Annotated in this window: 17 protein-coding genes and 1 riboswitch; of the genes, 8 read left to right on the top strand and 9 right to left on the bottom strand. The window is 39.9% G+C overall.

The genetic code is table 11. The features are described 5' to 3' along the window. Nucleotides 1-104: 104 nt before the first annotated feature. Complete coding sequence (locus JI666_RS18180; protein WP_206894435.1) at nt 105-1,661, bottom strand: ABC-F family ATP-binding cassette domain-containing protein; 1,557 nt, start codon at nt 1,659-1,661, stop codon at nt 105-107. Nucleotides 1,662-1,974: 313 nt separating this feature from the next. Between JI666_RS18180 and JI666_RS18175 the strand changes: the two genes are divergently transcribed. Beyond that, nucleotides 1,975-3,102: an endonuclease gene (locus tag JI666_RS18175; protein WP_206894449.1), complete on the top strand. Its 1,128-nt coding sequence runs from the start codon at nt 1,975-1,977 to the stop codon at nt 3,100-3,102. 38 nt (nt 3,103-3,140) lie between these two features. On the opposite strand, the gene JI666_RS18170 is transcribed toward JI666_RS18175, so the two are convergent. The 3 genes from JI666_RS18170 to JI666_RS18160 all read right to left on the bottom strand — a co-directional run bounded on the left by JI666_RS18170 (nt 3,141) and on the right by JI666_RS18160 (nt 5,154). Beyond that, a complete protein-coding gene (locus tag JI666_RS18170; protein WP_206894434.1) occupies nt 3,141-4,031 on the bottom strand; it encodes a manganese catalase family protein in 891 nt (296 codons plus the stop codon). A gap of 23 nt (nt 4,032-4,054) precedes the next feature. Further along, complete coding sequence (locus JI666_RS18165; RefSeq protein ID WP_206894432.1) at nt 4,055-4,270, bottom strand: YuzF family protein; 216 nt, start codon at nt 4,268-4,270, stop codon at nt 4,055-4,057. Between the two features lie 167 nt (nt 4,271-4,437). Continuing rightward, nucleotides 4,438-5,154: a 3-ketoacyl-ACP reductase gene (locus JI666_RS18160; RefSeq protein WP_206894431.1), complete on the bottom strand. Its 717-nt coding sequence runs from the start codon at nt 5,152-5,154 to the stop codon at nt 4,438-4,440. 213 nt (nt 5,155-5,367) lie between these two features. On the opposite strand from JI666_RS18160, the gene JI666_RS18155 reads away from it, so the two are divergent. The 4 genes from JI666_RS18155 to JI666_RS18140 all read left to right on the top strand — a co-directional run bounded on the left by JI666_RS18155 (nt 5,368) and on the right by JI666_RS18140 (nt 10,423). Then, nucleotides 5,368-6,729 carry a sigma-54 interaction domain-containing protein gene (locus tag JI666_RS18155; protein ID WP_206894430.1) on the top strand — a complete coding sequence of 454 codons (1,362 nt, stop codon included), beginning with the start codon at nt 5,368-5,370 and terminating at the stop codon, nt 6,727-6,729. A gap of 117 nt (nt 6,730-6,846) precedes the next feature. After that, the gene (locus JI666_RS18150) at nt 6,847-8,244 is read left to right on the top strand and encodes a YjiH family protein (RefSeq protein WP_206894429.1); all 1,398 of its coding nucleotides are present in this window, start codon (nt 6,847-6,849) and stop codon (nt 8,242-8,244) included. Between the two features lie 28 nt (nt 8,245-8,272). Beyond that, entirely contained in the window at nt 8,273-9,598 is a 1,326-nt protein-coding gene (locus JI666_RS18145) for an aspartate aminotransferase family protein (protein ID WP_206894428.1), read from the top strand. Nucleotides 9,599-9,976: 378 nt separating this feature from the next. Continuing rightward, a complete protein-coding gene (locus tag JI666_RS18140) occupies nt 9,977-10,423 on the top strand; it encodes an AhpC/TSA family protein (RefSeq protein ID WP_206894427.1) in 447 nt (148 codons plus the stop codon). Between the two features lie 252 nt (nt 10,424-10,675). Here JI666_RS18140 and JI666_RS18135 read toward each other — a convergent pair whose 3' ends face one another. Beyond that, on the bottom strand, nt 10,676-12,025 hold the full coding sequence (locus JI666_RS18135) for a globin family protein (RefSeq protein ID WP_206894425.1): 1,350 nt from the start codon (nt 12,023-12,025) through the stop codon (nt 10,676-10,678). A 324-nt stretch (nt 12,026-12,349) separates the two neighbouring features. Here JI666_RS18135 and JI666_RS18130 point away from each other — a divergent pair, with 324 nt between their 5' ends. Both JI666_RS18130 and JI666_RS18125 read left to right on the top strand, forming a co-directional pair. Beyond that, nucleotides 12,350-14,458, top strand: a complete 2,109-nt coding sequence (locus JI666_RS18130; RefSeq protein ID WP_211201552.1) for a HelD family protein — start codon at nt 12,350-12,352, stop codon at nt 14,456-14,458. Nucleotides 14,459-14,593: 135 nt separating this feature from the next. Then, nucleotides 14,594-14,680, top strand: a riboswitch (cyclic di-GMP riboswitch). Nucleotides 14,681-14,723: 43 nt separating this feature from the next. Continuing rightward, the gene (locus JI666_RS18125; RefSeq protein ID WP_206894424.1) at nt 14,724-15,626 is read left to right on the top strand and encodes an amidase; all 903 of its coding nucleotides are present in this window, start codon (nt 14,724-14,726) and stop codon (nt 15,624-15,626) included. 58 nt (nt 15,627-15,684) lie between these two features. On the opposite strand, the gene JI666_RS18120 is transcribed toward JI666_RS18125, so the two are convergent. Continuing rightward, nucleotides 15,685-15,876, bottom strand: a complete 192-nt coding sequence (locus JI666_RS18120) for a YwbE family protein (protein ID WP_136948405.1) — start codon at nt 15,874-15,876, stop codon at nt 15,685-15,687. After that, the gene (gene ytzI, locus JI666_RS18115; RefSeq protein ID WP_206894422.1) at nt 15,854-16,033 is read right to left on the bottom strand and encodes a YtzI protein; all 180 of its coding nucleotides are present in this window, start codon (nt 16,031-16,033) and stop codon (nt 15,854-15,856) included. Before ytzI ends, JI666_RS18120 begins: the two co-directional genes overlap by 23 nt. A 326-nt stretch (nt 16,034-16,359) precedes the next feature. Between ytzI and JI666_RS18110 the strand changes: the two genes are divergently transcribed. Further along, nucleotides 16,360-17,208, top strand: a complete 849-nt coding sequence (locus JI666_RS18110) for a YitT family protein (protein WP_136948407.1) — start codon at nt 16,360-16,362, stop codon at nt 17,206-17,208. A gap of 40 nt (nt 17,209-17,248) precedes the next feature. On the opposite strand, the gene JI666_RS18105 is transcribed toward JI666_RS18110, so the two are convergent. Together JI666_RS18105 and curA are read right to left on the bottom strand one after the other, a co-directional pair. Further along, a complete protein-coding gene (locus JI666_RS18105; protein ID WP_206894421.1) occupies nt 17,249-17,980 on the bottom strand; it encodes a TspO/MBR family protein in 732 nt (243 codons plus the stop codon). A gap of 132 nt (nt 17,981-18,112) precedes the next feature. Further along, nucleotides 18,113-19,144 (bottom strand): NADPH-dependent curcumin/dihydrocurcumin reductase, encoded by a 1,032-nt coding sequence (curA, locus tag JI666_RS18100; RefSeq protein ID WP_206894420.1) that lies wholly within the window; start codon nt 19,142-19,144, stop codon nt 18,113-18,115. Between the last annotated feature and the right edge of the window lie 75 nt (nt 19,145-19,219).

The following is a 19,219-nucleotide window of genomic DNA, read 5'->3' as shown; positions in this document are numbered from 1 at the left end:
AGCGGTTGTTTCCTATCTGTAAATTACGAAAGACCCGATCTGATTCAAATGAATTGTTCGGGTCTTTCTCATGGTTATTTACTTATGTCCCAGCCTCTTAATCATTACACTAATTTCGTTGTCCAATCTTCACAATTCCACACGTCTGTTGCAATATCTTGATAGAATTCAGGCTCGTGAGAAATGATTATGACGCTTCCTTTATATTCATTTAGAGCACGCTTGAGTTCCGCTTTTGCTTCGACATCAAGGTGGTTTGTAGGTTCATCAAATACAAGCAGGTTCGATTCAGTATTCATTAGTTTACAAAGTCGGAGCTTCGCTTTTTCACCACCACTTAATACGTCAACTTTGCTCTCAATGTGTTTCGTGGTTAAGCCGCATTTGGATAGCGCTGCCCGTATTTGAGCCTGGCTATAATGAGGGAATTCTCTCCACAGTTCTTCAATACACGTATTGGACGTTCTTGTTTTAATCTCCTGTTCAAAGTAACCAGTATAAAGATAGTCACCAAGCTCAACAGATCCGCTAATTGGTTGGATTTCGCCAAGAATACTGCGAAGAAGAGTAGTTTTACCAATACCGTTCGCACCCATAAGAGCGACTTTTTGTCCTCGTTCCATAGAAAGGTTCAGTGGTCGAGATAGAGGCTCGTCATAGCCTATAACAAGATCTTTTGTTTCAAAAATGAGCTTACCTGAAGCGCGAGCTTGCTTAAAGTGGAACTCTGGCTTCGGTTTTTCTTTAGCAATCTCGATAACATCCATCTTATCTAGTTTCTTTTGTCTCGACATGGCCATATTCCGTGTTGCTACACGAGCTTTATTTCTTGCAACAAAGTCTTTTAGTTGAGAAATTTCCTGTTGCTGCTTTTTGAATGCAGCTTCAACTTGCTGCTTCTTCACTTCATAAACAGAAAGGAAGTTATCATAGTCTCCAACATATCTCGTCAGCTCTTGATTCTCCATATGGTAAATCAAGTTAATGACGCTATTTAGAAATGGAATATCATGAGAGATTAAGATAAAGGCATTTTCATATTCCTGTAAATAGCGTCTAAGCCAAACGATATGTTGCTCATCAAGATAGTTTGTCGGCTCATCGAGAAGTAGAATATCAGGTTTTTCAAGAAGGAGCTTAGCAAGAAGCACTTTTGTTCTTTGACCACCACTTAAATCTTGCACATCTTTTTCAAGACCGATCTCATCTAGTCCAAGACCTCGTGCAATTTCCTCAACTTTTGCATCAATCACGTAGAAATCATTGTTTGCTAGCATATCCTGCATTGTCCCGGTTTCTTCTAGAAGTTTCTCAAGCTCTTCTGGTGAAGCTTCGCCCATTTTAGCAAACAGTTCATTCATTTCCGATTCGTAATCAAACAGGTACTGAAAAGCACCCTTTAGTGCATCTCGTATCGTCATACCACGTTCAAGAACAGTGTGCTGATCTAGATAACCTACTCTCACATTTTTAGACCATTCAACAGAACCTTCATCGGGTTCAAGCTTACCTGTAATGATATTCATGAAGGTAGACTTTCCTTCACCGTTGGCTCCAACTAGTCCAATATGCTCGCCCTTTAGAAGGCGAAATGATACATCGTCAAATATGGCACGGTCACCGAATCCGTGCGTAAGGTTTTTCACGGTTAATATACTCATAGGAAAACACCCTTTGTTTGTTGTTTAGCAATCCTCATTGATTATATCTGACTACAGAGCTTGATGAAAGTCACTGAGAGTGGAAAACACTGAGAATTTCATTTTTGTAGTAAAAAAGACACGAATTAATGATTGATAAGCCAATAGTCCTAAGGGAAATAGAGGAACAATTACATCGTGTTTCTAACCACTTAATAGTGTACGTTTAAGCTAGAAGGAGCCTTAGAATAATTTGGCTATAAACTAGGGGAGGGAAATAACAATTAACACCACAAGAAAACGCATTTATGGAACCGTTGGTCTAATGCTTGTTATGTCACTTGTTGTTATGTATTTTTCGATTACACCATCTTTTGCTGATGGATCTGGGACAGCAGCATCGCCTTACTCAGTTGATCAAGCCATTGCCAATCAAGGAAGTTCTGGAGTTGCAGTGGAAGGCTATATTGTCGGTAAGCCAGAGTCTTCATCTTCTATTCAAACTAGTAATTTCTCAGATGATTATGCAATAGCTATTGCAGATCAAGCAAATGAGACAAATGTGAGTAATATGTTATTTGTTCAAGTACCATCTTCTTTCAGATCATCCTATGGATTAAAGAGCAATCCTGAATTACTTGGTAAAATGATTAAAATAAATGGATCGCTTACAGATTATTTTGCACATCCTGGGATGAAAAGCGTTTCCGCAATGGATTTGAATGGAAGTGGAAGCGGAGATGGCGATAGTTCAGGGAATGATGGAACTTCTCCTTATGATAATACTTATTACCAATCAGCAATGGGCAAGACTGGGAGTTCTCTTAAAGCTGAGTTGCATATGATCATTGATGATCACACTGAGCTTTCCTATAGTAATGTTTGGGACGCATTACGTGTAACTGATGAAGATCCTTCAAACCCTAATAATGTTATTCTTCTTTATAGTGGTAGGTCTCAGAGTAAATATGAAAACGGTGGGAATGTCGACGACTGGAATCGTGAGCATGTTTGGGCAAAGTCTCATGGTGATTTTGGTACAGCAATGGGTCCAGGGACAGATGTTCATCATTTAAGACCAACTGATGTGTCAGTGAATGGCACTCGTGGAAATCTTGATTTCGACAACGGTGGATCTCCTCAACCTGAAGCACCTGGTAACTATTATGATAGTGATTCATGGGAACCACGTGATAGCGTAAAAGGTGATGTAGCGAGAATGATCTTCTACATGGCAGTTCGTTACGAAGGCGACAGCGGAGAAGTGGATCTTGAAGTGAACGATCTTGTGAATAATGGCTCAGCACCTTATATAGGCAAAGTATCAGTTCTGAAAGCATGGAATGAAATGGACCCTGTTGATTCGTTTGAAGAAAACCGGAACAATGTTATTTATGATCAATATCAGCACAACCGCAATCCGTTTATCGATCACCCTGAATGGGTTGAAGCGATCTGGTAATCAAAAGCACCTGTCTCCAATGGGGACAGGTGCTTTCTCTATAAATCTCTCATTAATCGTTTTGCGATTTGCTCATAGTGGTCCTTCGTAATACCAGGAGCGAATTCTTCTGGGAGATCATCAAGGTCAGGAATGGCAGCGCCTTTAGGTACCCCATCAATCACACGAAGCCTCTCACCATTCTCTGGATTAGTTCCTTTCCATATTTGTTTAATTCCTTGATAATCTTCATTGCTCCACGTATAAAGGACATTGTTTAACCCACGCTCCTCAAATTTGCGGGCATAATCAAAGCTTGAATTATCCAGACTCGGAATTGGGAGCATCTTGGTTAAGTCGGTACCTGTTGCAATTTCAATCGCTTTTGCATATGCAAGGACATGGGTACCACCACGGACGAGTAAATAACCGATCATTTCTCGTGCAGTCGGGTGATCGGTCATTTCGTAGACTCTCATTTTGTGAGTCCTTGCTCCAACTTCAAGGAAGAAGTTATGAAGTAGGTCTAACACGAGATTTCCACTACTGAAAATATAGTCCCCACGCCATGAATTTCCCATCGAATCAGCGCCGAGGGCAGTTTGAGCGGTAGCGACAAACTGCGCTGTATTCCTCATATCCTTAGCATTTTGAAGAGGGGTTAAATCTGGCGGGGCTGGAAAGGAACTCTCTTTTGTTAATAGGTTAATTGCAGTTGTAACAAGTTCAACATGACCAAACTCTTCCGCTGTGATGCTTGTGACTAAATCGTAGAACGGTTTCAGCTTCTTTTTCTCCCTAAAGCTAAATGATTGAAACATATAGTTGTTTAAGGTCGACATTTCCCCGAAGCGTCCTCCAAGCAGATCCTGAACGGCGGCTGCCGCATTTGCATCTCCATACTCAGGAATGGGGAGTTCGATTAACTGTTTATTAATCCTTTTAAACATAATGAGCTAGCCTCCCGTCTGAACTAATTAGGAAATACCCAGACGATTTGTTGGATTCGAACGAAGAATGGTGTTTCGTTAATCTGAATAACAATATGATCTGGCATAACCGTTTGCAATGTTCCACGGAGCGAGCCTTTCGTCGTTTCGACTGTAATCATTTCTCCCTCGATAGATTTGAGTGTCTTATACACATAAGGATCAACTGAACTAATCAGCTGAGGCTGTTGTTCATTCACCTCACCGCACTCCTTTCCTTACTAAATCGTTCACTTTATCAAAATACGCTTATGAGAGGTTGTCATAGTCCATAAGAATAATGTGGGGAAAATGTTTCATAGGAATCGAAGTGAATGAAGAGAAATAATAAAAAAACCAGCCTTATATGAAGGCTGGTTGTAGAGTCTTATGGGTTTGTTGTCCAAAGTCCTGCTGATTTAATGAAGACGCGTTTATTTAACTTAAGCTGTGCTACGATAAATTCTGCCATATCTTCTGGCTGAAGCATATTGTCCTGAGTGCCATCAGTTAGGTTGTTCTCTACAGCTAAATCAGTAGACACAGTACTAGGAGTTAAAGCACTAACACGAATATCGTGCTTTCTTACTTCTTGAGCTAGTGATTCTGTTAAGCCAAGTAAACCGAACTTGGAAGCACTATATGCACTAGTAACTGGGGCACCTTTTTGACCAGCAGTGGATGAAATATTAATAATGTCTCCTGATTTACGTTCAATCATATCTGGAAGTACTGCTCGGGTTACATAGTAAGCTCCAAGCAAGTTAACCTGAATGATTTTCTCCCAATCTTCAATATCAAGATCCATGAACCCGCCAAATTTCGCAATTCCTGCGTTATTAATGAGAATATCTGTTTCGCCAAGCTCTTCCTTAATACGAGCTACTGCAGTAGTTACTTCTTCATTAGATGAAACATCGGCTACTGCGTACGATGCTTTTACACCTTCTGCTTCGATTTCCTTGGCAACGTTGTGAAGTGTTTCCTCTGTACGTGCAATCATGCCAATATTTACGCCTTCTTTTGCAAGTGCAATAGCTGCAGCTCGACCAATTCCTCTAGCAGCACCTGTGATGAGAGCAGTTTTACCTTTAAGAGCGACCATGTTGTTTCCTCCTTTGATAACGATCATTTCCACTGAACATTTTATCTGGATATTGTAAATCAGAAAAGTAATATGCTTCACTGTCCTGTTAGGTATGATAAAATAAAACAGTCTGATTATTCAAAAATGAATAGATTATCCTTGCATATAGACAATGTTCTCTAATTTCGACGGAATAATATTCAAAAATGAATAAATAAACGAGGTGATTAAATGTCAGAGTGGAATGAGTATAAAGCCATTTTTCATTCACTCCAAGAAGATATTCTCGTCACAGACCCTAAAGGAACGATCGTTAAAGTGAGTGAAGGAACTGGCATGGTCTATGGCGTTAGGGCTGATGAATTAATAGGAAGATCTGTATATGAGCTAGAGAAAGAGGGATTGTTTACTCCTTTGGCAACGCCGATGGTCATGAAATCTAAAAAACGAGTTACCTTTGTCCAAACGGGACCTGAAGGAAAAAAACTTCTGGTGACAGGTTTGCCTGTTTTTGATGAAGGCGGTCAGCTAGTTAGGATTGTAAGTTATTCACATGATATTACAGAACTAATGGAAATTAAATCGGGAATGGAAGAAATGTCCATTGAGATGGAGCGTGTAAGAAGTGAGCTAGAGCGTCTTAAACTACAACAGGAGGAAACCGGAATTGTTGCAAAAAGTGAAGCGATGAGAAAAGTGATGGCGACAGCTAAGCAAGTTGCAGGTGTCGATGTTAACGTGTTGCTTCTTGGCGAATCAGGTGTAGGGAAGACAGAGATGGCAAGGTACATTCATCACAAAAGTGATCGAAGAAATGGCCCATTTATAGAAGTCAATTGTGGTGCGATTCCTGAAGCGCTTTTTGAAGCTGAATTGTTTGGATATGAAGATGGTTCCTTTACAGGCGCGAGGAAAGGGGGGCGTATGGGACTTGCAGAGATGGCGTCTTCAGGTACGTTGTTTCTTGATGAAGTTGGTGAGTTATCATTACAAAACCAAGTAAAAGTACTGAAACTTATTCAAGAAAAACGCTTCTATCGACTAGGGGGAAGAAAAGAAATACAGTCAGATTTTCGGTTACTCAGTGCCACGAATCGAGACTTGGATCAATCTGTTATTGAGAAAACCTTCCGTGAGGATTTGTTTTTTAGACTAAATGTAGTACCTTTAATTATTCCCCCTCTTAAAGAGAGAAAAGATGATATCCTTCCATTGATTCAGTCATTTCTAGACCGTTTTTGTGAACAGTATAAGCGAAAACGAATTCTTGATAAATTTGTTCTTCATGAGTTGAGTCAATATGAATGGAGAGGAAACGTTCGTGAGCTTATGAATTTAATAGAGCGTTTGGTCGTTACGTCAGATGCATTCACTATACAGGCATCCGATTTGCCTATTAACTATAGACTACAAGATGAAGGTTATTCAGAAATGAATAATTTTAGTGAAACTTTACAAGAGTCCTTAGAAAAAGTGGAGAAAGAACGTCTTCAAATTGCAAAGCGACAATTTAGGACAACAACTAAGATAGCGGCAGCACTGGGGTTAAGTCAACCTACTGTAGTTAGAAAACTTAAAAAATACAGAATTTAATAAATTTGGCACGATACTTGCATATTAAAAGAAGCAAAGAATGAAAAATGTTCTTGCTTCTTTTCTAATTTATATGCAAGAATATGAATTATTATAAAAGTTGAAGGAGAGTGAAAAATGGAAGTAAAACAAGAAAAGTCGTATTCCGTTGACAGTGCGAAGCAACAGGGGAAAGGATCTTATTCCTCGAGTGCTTATGCGTGGTTTATCATTCCATCATTGATTGGTATTCTCTTATTTCTAGTGCCTATTCCATTTAACGGCAAAATTACAATTGGCGTGGGGATTATGGCAGAATCCATTCAAAGTGCTCTTAATCCTGTATTACCAGGATTTATGACAGCTGTACTTATTATTTCTGCTATTATTCCAATTATCGCTAAACTTTTCGAACCAAAAGGTATTATGTTACGTCCATTCCTTAAACAATTATTCTATGTTAATTGGTTCTGGATTGGTACTAGATTACTAGGGGCACTCTTTGCGGTCATGACCTTGCTTAAATTCGGACCTGAATTCATTATTTCTGATGTCTCAGGTGGGACGATGCTTTATGCTCTCGTTCCTGTCCTTGCTGCATGGTTCCTATTCGCTGGTCTACTAATGCCTCTGTTGCTTGAATTCGGTCTTATGGACTTCTTTGGAACTGCACTGCGTAAGGTGATGCGTCCATTATTTAAGTTGCCAGGTCGTTCCTCTATTGATGCCCTTGCTTCATGGATGGGAGCAGGAACAGTAGGTGTTTTGATTACGACAAAACAGTATGAAGAAGGTTATTACACTAAAAGAGAAGCGGCTGTTATTGCTACGAATTTCTCAATTAATTCAATCGCATTCAGTCTAGTTGTTATCAGTTTCATAGGTCTTGAAGACATGTTTGTTCCATTCTATTTCACCGTAGTCGTTGCTGGTCTAACAGCTGCAATCATTTGTCCTAGAATTCCACCGCTATCTAGAAAAGCGGATACTTATTACGAGGGTACTGGGAAACAAATTTCAGAGGACGTCCCAGAAGGTGTCTCAAGCTTTAAATGGGGCATGGAGAAAGCACTTGAGAAATCTTCTGAAGTAAAAAGTGTTAAGCATGTGGCAACTCAGGGAGTAAATACAGTTCTTGATATTTACTTTGCCCTAATTCCACTTGTTATGGCTCTCGGAACAATTGCGCTAATTATTGCTGAATTTACTCCTTTCTTTACTTACTTGTCCATGCCAATCGTTCCGATTCTAGAATTAATGCAAATTCCTGAGGCTACTGCAGCTGCACCTGCAATGTTAGTTGGTTTTGCAGATATGTTCTTGCCGGCTGTTATTGGAACTGGAATTGAAAGCGAACTAACCCGTTTTGTTATTGCAGCTGTTTCCTTAACACAATTAATCTATATGTCTGAAATTGGTATTCTACTAGTAAAGTCCAAAATTCCAATCTCTGTACTTGAACTAGCTATTATTTTCTTGCAACGCACAGTTATTACTTTACCAATCATTGTAGTTATGGCTCATTTCTTTATCTAAAAGTAGAAATTCAAAGGAGGATATCACATTGTCTACATCATTTGAACAGAGATACAACCGCATGTCAGACTATCTAGCACCTAGTATGGCGAAGGATCATCCGAATTTGCCGGTAGTGAAGGAAGAAGGTTGTTATTATTATGGAGCTGATGGAAAAACCTATCTCGATTTCACATCTGGTATTGCGGTAGCGAATACGGGACATCGCCATCCTAAAGTTGTAAAGGCTATAAAGGATGGTGCTGACTCCTTAATGCATGGACCTTCAGGCGTAATTATGTATGACTCTATTCTGGAACTTGCTGAACGGTTACAGGGAATAATGCCAGATAACCTTGATTGCTTTTTCTTCGCGAATAGTGGTACTGAGGCAATTGAAGGGGCGATGAAGCTTGCGAAGTATGTCACGAAGCGACCTTATGTTATCTCATTCACAGGCTGCTTCCATGGCCGTTCTCTTGGTGCTCTAGGTGTTAGTACATCGAAAAGTAAGTATAGAAAGTTTCTTCAGCCGAATGGCCTAACTTATCAAATTCCTTATGCGGATGTCGCAGGTTGTCCTGAAGGCGAGAACGTAGCGGATTATTGCGTGAATGAACTTGAGAAAGATTTTGAACGACTTTTTGATCATCAAGTGACACCTGAAGAAGTGGCGTGTGTCATTCTAGAACCCGTTCTTGGTGAAGGAGGATATCTCATTCCACCAAAGGAATGGCTGCAAAAAGTAAGGGAGATTTGTGACCGCCACGGAATGTTGCTGATCTTTGACGAAGTCCAGACTGGCTTTGGTCGTACAGGTGACTGGTTCGCGGCACAGACATTTGATGTAACGCCTGATATTATGGCGATTGCAAAAGGAATTGCTTCAGGGATGCCACTAAGTGCAACTGTTGCTTCAAAAGAATTGATGAGCCAATGGCCAATGGGGACGCATGGCACAACATTTGGTGGTAATCCGATTGCCTGCTCAGCTGCGCTAGCGACTCTCGATGTCATTGAAGAAGAAGGACTACTAGCTAATTCTCGAAAAATGGGCGCTTATGCATTAGAGAAGTTAGCTGTAATTAAAGATAAGCACCATGTCATTGGAGATGTTCGTGGAGTAGGGCTTATGATTGGAATTGAAATTGTTGACCCACATACAGGTGCTCCTGACGGTAATGGAATGATGCGTATTTTGGATCTCTCTCTTGAAAAAGGCGTTCTATTCTACCTATGCGGGAAGCATCAAGAAGTGATCCGCATGATTCCTCCACTTATTGTGCAGAAAGAGCAAATTGATGAAGGGCTTCGTATTTTTGAAGAAGCTGTAATGGAGTATGAAAAAGAAAAAGAGTTTGTACCTGTAGGATAAATCATGACCCCCATCGGAAATGAAGCGATGGGGGATTCTTTATATTGAAGAATATTCATTGACCATAGTGTCATTTCGATTATAACTATTAATTTCCGCGGAAATATTTCATAAATCGACGAAATGATAATCAATTAAGATATTTTTGATAAAATTGTAGGATGCAATTGTTATTACTAGTATCGAAAAAAGTGTAAAATTAATAGTAAGAACAGGTTAAGACAAATCAATCGAGTTTTGATGAAGTTAGGAGAGGTTACTAGAATGAATAACTTAAACTTTCTACTTGAAGTACCACAAAGTGAAAATGTAACTTTAGAGGAATTTATCAACCAGAAGAAATCAATGGTTGTGTTTGTTCGACATCTTGGTTGACCAGTGTGTAGAGCTTATCTTACGCAGTTGCGTAAGCGCGTTAATGAAGTTGAACAACAAGGATTTCAGATTATTGCTATCGCCCCCTCTAATTCATCCTATATCAGTCAATTCCAAGAAGCATTTGGAGAGTTTCCATTTCTGATCGCTGGAGACCCTAAAAGAGAAGCTTATCGTGGGATGGGACACCATACGATGCCAAAATGGAAATTGCTTGGACAGGCTGCTTTAGGATTTGTAACTCGTAAATTGGATGGCTTTATTCCTAAGGAGCAGAAGAAAAAGGATTTTGTGTTGAAATCAATGAAAACTCAGGATGTCTACATTCAAGGTGGAACATGGATCTATGATGAACGTGGGAAGTTGATTTGGAATCATATCGACCAATCTCCCGAGGATCATGCAAAAATCGATACGGTGATAGATGTTCTAAAAAAGAATAAGGCATAACAAAAGCGCTTCTGATTCTTAGTCAGAAGCGCTTTTGTTTTGGGGAAAGGAATTAATTATTAAGGGTAGTGGGTGATTTACGCTCCAGGATGCTCGCTTTCCCTCAGCGAAGTGTAGTGTTTAATTCAACAATAGTTTCAAAAGCAACAATCTTTTATAAAAGAGCCTTTAGAAAAGAGGCTACAAAAAAAGAAGGAGAAGCTCAGGGAAAGCTTCTCCTTCTTTTTATATCTATTAGTAAGATGGTAGCTATTAATGATTAACTACTTTTCTACGGATGGCAAAGGCTGAACCTGCAAAAGCAAGAGAACCAATTGTAATCCAAAGAGCTGTCAGGTTCGATGATTGCTCACTTGCACCACCCATACCTGTTTTGGGCATACCACCTGGCATGGACTCGCCTGCAAATTTATCAGGCATTTGTTTCACAATTGCATTACCCAGAGATTCTCCAACACCAAACATGAATGCATAGCCTTCGCGGAATTGGTCTGTTGAAGCTTTGTAATCACCTGACATATAAGAGTCAAACGATCCAACCACTTGCTTCTCATGTGCCATTAGCGCATCTGTAGCCGCTTCAGTTGGTAGATTCTCTTCTGTTGCTGTTCCAAGGAATGCTCCAAAGTTTTGGGGGAAAGTTTCCAATAGACGTTCCTTAGCCATTGTCATAGCCTCTTCGTTCTCAGAAAGTGAGGCCACAACTAGATCAGCTTGTGCGGCGATATGATCTTCCTGCCATATTTTCTCGAATTGGGTAGCTCCTTCATCGCCATAAATAGAGCCAATAGCCGCTTTAAAGTCTGCAGTGTTTCTGTCTTCAGCCCAGTTTACAAAATCATAGTCTTCCGATTGATCATAGCCTTTTTCAAGACCTAGAGAAGATAGTGCAAAGTGTTCAGATGCAAGACTATTTAGTGTTGAGCGTAACTCTGCAGCTGGCGTGTCTACTTTTGTGTTCTCAAATTTATCAGGCATTTGCATTACGATTGCGTTAGAGAGTGCTTTACTAATTGCAAACATATGCTTATGTCCTTCACGGAATGTAGTGTAGGCTTGTTCGTAATTGCCTTCTGTATATTCATCAAACGTTGTCAGTACTTGATCTTCATGTACTTCTAAGACTTCTTCAGCTGCTTCTTTAGGAAGATTACCTTCAGTTGCAGTATCAAGGAAAGTGGAGAATTCATCGACGAATTCGTCTACTTCCATTTCGGCTTCTTTACGAAGTTTATCGTTATCTTCTTTTGCTGCTTGTACCAAATCTGCAGAATAGTCGTTGTGACCTCTGAATATATCTTCGAACTGCCCGGCTGCTTCATCTCCATATACAGAAGCGATTGCTGGCGTCATGTCAGCAGCATTCTGATCAAGAGCTTCCGTTACTTCCTCTGCATCCTTAGCTCCATCGTATGATTTCGTCATTGAGGTAACAGCGAGGACAAAATGCTCTGATAAAAGCTGATCAAGTGTGGCTCGTAGATCTGCGGCTGGTGTATTTACTGTTGGTTCTGCATTTGCTGCTCCTGCTACTGTAGGGAATAATAGGGTAAGGCCTAATGCTGGTACCATTAACTTTTTAAATGCTTTTTTTAGTTTCATGTTCCTGTTCACGCTCCTTATTTTAGTAACCGTCATTTTGATTACATTCAGCTAACGGTTTGGACGTAGAGTTGGATCATTTTTATTTAGGAATTTTTCACAAAGGCTAGTATCTAAAAGATTTTTGTCTAGAACCTCACTTAACTAATGGGAGCGGAAATTAACCCACTCTTATAGCTCCAATGTCAACGAAAAGGACCTTGTAAATCAACGGTATTATTATTTGAAGTTTCTAAAAACTCTTTGGTGATTAACTGTATTTTATGGTAGGATTAATAGTCCGTCTCACAGTTTGAGGCGAATCTCATAAGGAGGTAACTGATCTTGGACCAAAAGAATCAAAGTGCCTATCAGAAAGAGAAGCAGCAACTCAAGAAAATCGCTGCAGAGATTACAAAACAGCAAAAGAAGTTGGCAACCTACCCGCGCTATTCAGGGGACAATGTAACTGAACAAGTGTTGGAAAGCATTCGGGAAGAAAGTCGAACGTCTCTTGCTATTGCTGCCAAAGAACCGTATTTTGCAAGAATGGATTTTCAAGAAGAGGATAAAGAAGTACGTTCCTATTACATAGGGAAAGTAGGAGTAGCACATGAAGAATCACAGGATTCATTAGTAGTAGATTGGCGAGCTCCTGTTGCAAGTATGTTCTATGCGTTTACTGGAGGTGAGGATGACGTTTATTACATTTCACCTGACGGAATGATTGAAGGTAATATCGAACTAAAACGGAATATCGTTATCCGAAATCAGGAGCTTCAGAGAGTGGTAGACACGTATGTTGAAGGTAGTGAAGACTTAAGTGGTACAGATGAGTTTCTCCTATACCGACTAAGTGAAAACAAAGATAACCGTCTACGTGATATCGTGTCTACGATACAAGCGAAGCAAAATGATATTATTCGAGCAGAACGCACAAAGCCTCTCATCATTCAAGGAGCTGCAGGAAGTGGTAAAACGACAGTTGCCCTTCACAGACTCGCGTACCTGTTATATGAATACAGGGATACGGTACAAGCTGGACGAATGGTTATTTTTGCTCCAAACCGTATGTTCCTAGATTATATTTCAGGCGTTCTCCCTGAGCTTGGTGTAGGCGGTATACAGCAATCTACTTTTACAGACTGGACTTTGAGTATGATTGAGGAAAAAGTGAAGCTTGATTCATCCGATGATGATTTACAAAAATGGTTCGGCAAGAAGCGACCAGAGATCGAAAAAGCAGAAGGTAGAATAAAAGGGTCATTAGCTTTTAAGGAATGGATTGATCGTGCGATTGCTGCGTACAGTGCAGCCGTCGGTCCAAAGAGCTCGTTTACACCATTTGAAAGACGAACGTTGTCTGAAGAAAAGATTCAGCAGTGGTTATCAGATCTTGCTGCTTACCCAGTAGGGCGAAAGCGTGAGATGATGGTGAATCGATTTAGAGTATGGATAAAGGATGAGATTAAGTCTGTAGATGGAAGTCACATTCAGAAGGAATATCAAAAATTAGCTAATGAGAAGTTAAAAGAATATTTTAAAACGTGGCCAAAGCAAACGGCTTTAACTTTCTATAAATCGTTATTTCAAACCAATCCACCTCCTTATGTATCTGTTTCAGAAAGGGAACAAATTTTGAATGATTCCTTAATGAAGGAAACAGCGATTCGCTTGAAGAAAAAGCAACTAACGCCTGACGATCTTGCCCCACTTCTTTATATTCAATTTAAGTTAAATGGTATTAATAAAGATGATGTGTTTCAACATGTCGTCATTGATGAAGCACAAGACTTTTCTCCGTTCCAAATTGCGCTTTTATTAGAAGTGAATCGAAGCCGTTCATTCACGATCTTAGGTGACCTTGCACAAGGAATCCATTCTTATAAAGGCATTCATAACTGGGAAGAGTTTAGAGAACTTTTCAATGGCAAAGAGCTCTATATTGAGCTTGACCAAAGCTATCGTTCCACATTGGAGATTATTGAATTTGCAAACGAAGTGATTTCACATGCTAATATTCCTGTTCAACCGGCAGTACCAGTTTTTCGAAGTGGTGAGAGTGTTCTACAGCAGAGGGTAAATAAAGAAGAACACGTTACTAAATTGTTAGCAGCCGCACATGAAATGAGTAAACGTGGCATGAATACCATCGCAATTGTTGGTCGAAGTGAACAGGAGTGTCATGCATTATTTGATGAAGTGAGCAAACGAGATAAAGAAGTAAACCTTGTTACAGCTCATGATCGCTCTTACGCAGGAGGCTTATCGATTGTTCCTATCTACCTAACAAAAGGATTGGAATTCGATGGTGTAATCATCGCGAATGCTTGTAATGAGAATTACCGTCAAGATGCAGAGGATGCTAAGCTTTTGTATGTTGGATGCACACGTGCGCTACACGAGCTGAAAATCTTCTATATAGAAGAGCCTTCGCCGTTACTTCCAGGTTAAATAAACGTTTGTTTAAGTGGTCTGATAAGATAATGGTAATGGTAATGGGACTATTTTAGGGGGTCAGACCCCAACCTGCCCCCCTACTAAACAATTATCCTTTAATAGCCGATATAAGAGGTATAAGGATTATAAAACTGAAAAAGGCAAACCTGTTGAAAAGCAGGGACGCAAAGTTATGGGCCTGTCCGCACATGTGCGAATGGCTGCCAGACCGCCAGGCTCCTTTTTGAGCGCTGGGTTCAGAAAAAAGGAGAGCATACAAGTGAAGAATGGAACTGTTGCTGTTGGAATTCTCTTTTTTGTACTGGCGTTCTTTATGGTATCGATTATTCTACCTGAAGAGAAGGCTGAGGCGGTGGACATGGATAGAAGTCTCGCTACATGGCTGTGGGATACAAGGCAAATTGAAACAAAGCCAAATGAAATTCTTCAATTTCTAGAGGAAAAGAAAGTAACGGATGTTTACTTGCAAATTAATCGTTCAGTTCCTCATTCGTCCTATCATACGTTCATTGAGAACGCTTCAATGAAAAGAATCAACGTACATGCGTTAGACGGTGCCCCAAACTGGGCAACGAGTAAAGGTGAAATCTATCAAGATCGGTTATTCACTTGGCTTGAAGATTATCAGATGAATGCTACGGTTGCTCAACAGTTTAAAGGGGTACATCTCGACATTGAACCATACCTTCACTCAGGGTGGACGAACAATTATCAAAGAACGGTAGCTTTTTATCAGGATCGTCTCTCTGACGGAAAAGCGCGTACTGTTCATCTAGGACTTGTGTTCGGCGTTGATACACCCTTCTGGTTTGATGAACAATCGTATAATAATCGTTACGGAATCGGAAATCTTTCTGAATGGGTTATTCAAAAAGCAGATGTGACAACGTTAATGGCATATCGCGATCGTGCGGATGGTGGAAACGGGATTATTGCGCTTGTGGGAACAGAAATGACGTTTGCTGAGCGAAACGGCAAAAAAGTATCGATAGCAGTGGAAACAGGCCAAACAGCAGAAGCTTCTTATCTGTCATTTTACGAAGATGGCTCAACTATCATGGATCAAGAGCTTCTTAAGGTAAGCACAGCATATGGAACTTCACCAGCAATGAGTGGTTACGGTATTCATTACATTGATAGTTGGATGGCATTGAAACCTTAAATATATAAAATCCCGCCTGGCTCTAGAGTCAGGCGGGATTTTTGTGTGCATTGATACATTATAAAATCGTTTTAACACGACCAACCTGTCCATCCTCAAGACGTACTTTAATTCCATGTGGATGAGTAGGAGACTTCGTTAATATGTCTTTAACAATACCTTTAGTTGTTTTTCCTGTACGCTGGTCCTGTTTCAGGACGATTTCTACCGTTTTACCAGGTGTGATATTACTTCGATTCTGTCCGTTCATTCATAACCTCTTTCTCTGTCGATTTCTTTTGATTCTGTTCTGGCAAAGGATCGACAGTATGTTTTACATTGTATCCTTTTGATACGGCAAGTCCAAAAGCAGCGGCAATGACAATCGTCATAATGACAACCACAATGACCATAATTGTAATAACCATTCCCGGGGCTCCTTTCCGTGATATCTGACTTCACTTTACCATGATTAGGGACTGTAAGATAGCAGATGCTTTAGTATGCTTGTTTTTAAACAATTCATTAATACTTATGGAAGCTATAATAATACCAAAAACAGACTCAAAAATTCCGAAAATTCTTGTATATACGTGTCGAAACCGCATGAATTTATAGTTCATATGACCTATTTTCAGGTTGTAACCGCTTCAATTAAAAATCTTAGGTTTAGGCTGTTTACAAAGCTCTAAATCCCTATTATAATCCCGATTGTGCTAATGAAACGAAAACAAAACAACGGGAGGGATAATAGATGCTTCATCACATCAAAACTTATCTGCTAATTACTTTGGGGGCGCTCGGTGTTGCTACCCATGTTCATTTTTTCCTATCTCCTAATAGCCTTGCGACAGGGGGAGTCAGTGGTTTGTCGATCCTGATGAACCATCTAATCCCTGACCTGTCAGTTGGTATGTTTATGATTATTTTGAACGCAGTGCTTTTGTTAGTTGGAATTCTGTTTCTCGGTCCTAAATTCGGTGTTAAAACCATTTATGCAAGTTTTGCTCTATCACTTGCCGTATGGGCATTTGAACGATTTATTCCAGTAACTGAACCATTTAGTCAGGATATTCTAATTCAATTGATTATCGGACAGTGTATCGCTGCAGCTGGTATGGGCCTTGTCTTTCATCAAAAAGCTTCAACTGGTGGTACGGATATTATTGCGATGATCCTGAATAAGTACTTCTCAATGGAAGTAGGAAAAGCTGTTCTTATTTCGGATATTTCAATTGCTTTATTCTCAGTTGCTCTATTCGGTCCAGAAATCGGTATGTATGCGATCTTCGGTGTTATTCTCAATGGTCTAGTAATTGATTATACTCTTCAGACTTTCGAGGCGAAGAAAGAAATTGTTATTATCAGTAAAGAGAGCGAACTGATTCGCTCATTCATCGTTGAAGAAATCGGTAAAGGTGCAACGATTCATACCGCACGTGGTGCATTCACTTCAGACGAAAAAGAAGTGATTACAACAATTCTTGGCAGAAAAGATCTTCTTAAATTAAAAAAACATGTTGGTGCGGTTGATCAAAAAGCCTTTATTACTGTTCACAGTATGAAAGAAATTCTTGGTCAGGACTTTAAGTCACTTGCATAGCTAGAACAAAGCCCCTTTACTCTTGGTAAAGGGGCTTTGCTTATGAACTTCTCGGCTTAAAAGAGTAGAGAAGTGTAATGATAAGAATAAGGGCGGCGAGTGTATAAGAGGAATAAACAACAAGTGGCACATCTGCGTTCTGATTTTTGATCCCTATGCCGATAAAAGCCCAAACAAATACTAGTGGATATACCCAATCGTTCTCGTTCTTTAAAAAGGTTAGAGCTAGGACTGTTGCCACAAGTAAAAGAAGAACGGTCCAAATTGAATCTGAAATGCCAAATCCATCCCAGTCCACATAGGTAAGGTAATAGCTAATATTTGCGATTGTAGCTACGCTAATCCAACCGAGATAAACAGAGAATGGTAGTAGATCAAAAAATGATGCACCGGCTGCTTTTACGCTAACATAAAGACGAATAAGGGTAATGAGTAGAAGAAGCATAACAATGACAGATAAGCCAAAGAATTCATAATGCCACATGAAAATCCAGAGGGTATTTAACAGGCAGCTTAGTACAAACAATCCACTCGTTTCCTGATAAAGAGGTAGGTTTCTACGGCTGGATGGGAATTGGCGAATAATCCATATTCCAAGTAGAATGTAAATAAGTCCCCAAATGCTAAAAACATACCCGGCTGGTGTGAAAAGAACGTTAAGCTTATTAGAGATTTCACCAGTTGTTTGTCCGTTTAAAGGTAATGCATTGGCGAGACCATTTACCGTGACAACGAGTATATATGCCGCTAGATTAAGAAGAAATTTTCCCATTAGAATCCTCCTGTTATAAAATGTCTATGGTACATACTATTCCTTCTTAGACAGAGACATAACCTTCTTTTTATGTGCGTTTACACATAGTCATAAAAAATACCCGCTCCATTGTGGAGCGGGTAAGTACTATTAACGATTTGGAAGCGTTGCGTATTCAGGATCTGCTACTTTAACTAGCTGTTTCCCAACATTTGTCCCTTCGAAGAGGCCAAGGAATGCATCAGGAACGTTCTCAAACCCTTCGACAATTGTTTCTTCGTATTTCAATTTACCTTCTTGTAGCCACTTACCGAGCTGCTCAGCGCCTTCATTAAAGCGGTCAGAATAGTCTCCAACAACAAATCCTTTCATTAGAGAGCTTGTTTGAATTAATTTACCTTGAACGCGTGGGCCAATGTCGGCTTCTTTCTTATTATAAGAAGAAATTGCACCACATACAGGGATACGTGCAAATTTATTTAGTAAGCTAATCGCTGCATCACCAATTTCTCCACCAACATTTTCATAGTACACATCAATGCCATTTGGACAAGCATCTTTTAGTGCTTTATAAACGTCTTGAGTCTTGTAGTTAATGCCTTCATCAAAGCCAAGTTCATTTTTAATATAGTCGATTTTGTCATCTGAACCAGCAATTCCTACGACACGGCACCCTTTGATTTTAGCAATCTGCCCGACGACTGAGCCAACAGCACCAGCAGCACCTGAAACAACAACTGTTTCTCCTTCTTTCGGTTGACCAATATCAAGTAAGCCGAAGTATGCTGTTTGTCCAGGCATTCCAAGAATACCAAGGTGTGTAGTAATAGGAGCTACATTTGGATCAATCTTGCGAAGGTGTTTCTCATTAGCTACAGAGTACTCTTCCCAGCTCAGGTGTCCAATTACGATATCACCCTGGTTAAATTGTGAAGACTTCGATTCTGTTACTTCTGCTACTACTCCACCGTTAAGTGGCTCGTTAATTTGGAAAGGCGCTACGTATGACTTGGCATCTCTCATACGTCCTCTCATGTAAGGATCAACGGTAAGGTATAACGTGCGTAGAAGCACTTCGCCATCTTTAGGAGTTGGAATATCAGCTTCAACGAAGTTAAAGTGCTCCATTGTAGGCATTCCTTCTGGGCGTTTTGCTAGATGAATTTGTCTTTGCTTAGTCATTAACTATCCCTCCAATTATGATTGAATGTTCATTCATTCATTGCATGTCTAAGATGAAATCACAACTAAACGGTA

Origin of the sequence: Bacillus sp. NTK071, assembly GCF_017303315.1 — a bacterium.
Lineage (GTDB): Bacteria > Bacillota > Bacilli > Bacillales > Guptibacillaceae > Guptibacillus.
The sequence above is the reverse complement of the archived record's forward strand: the minus strand, read 5'-3'. Positions and strand labels throughout refer to the sequence as shown.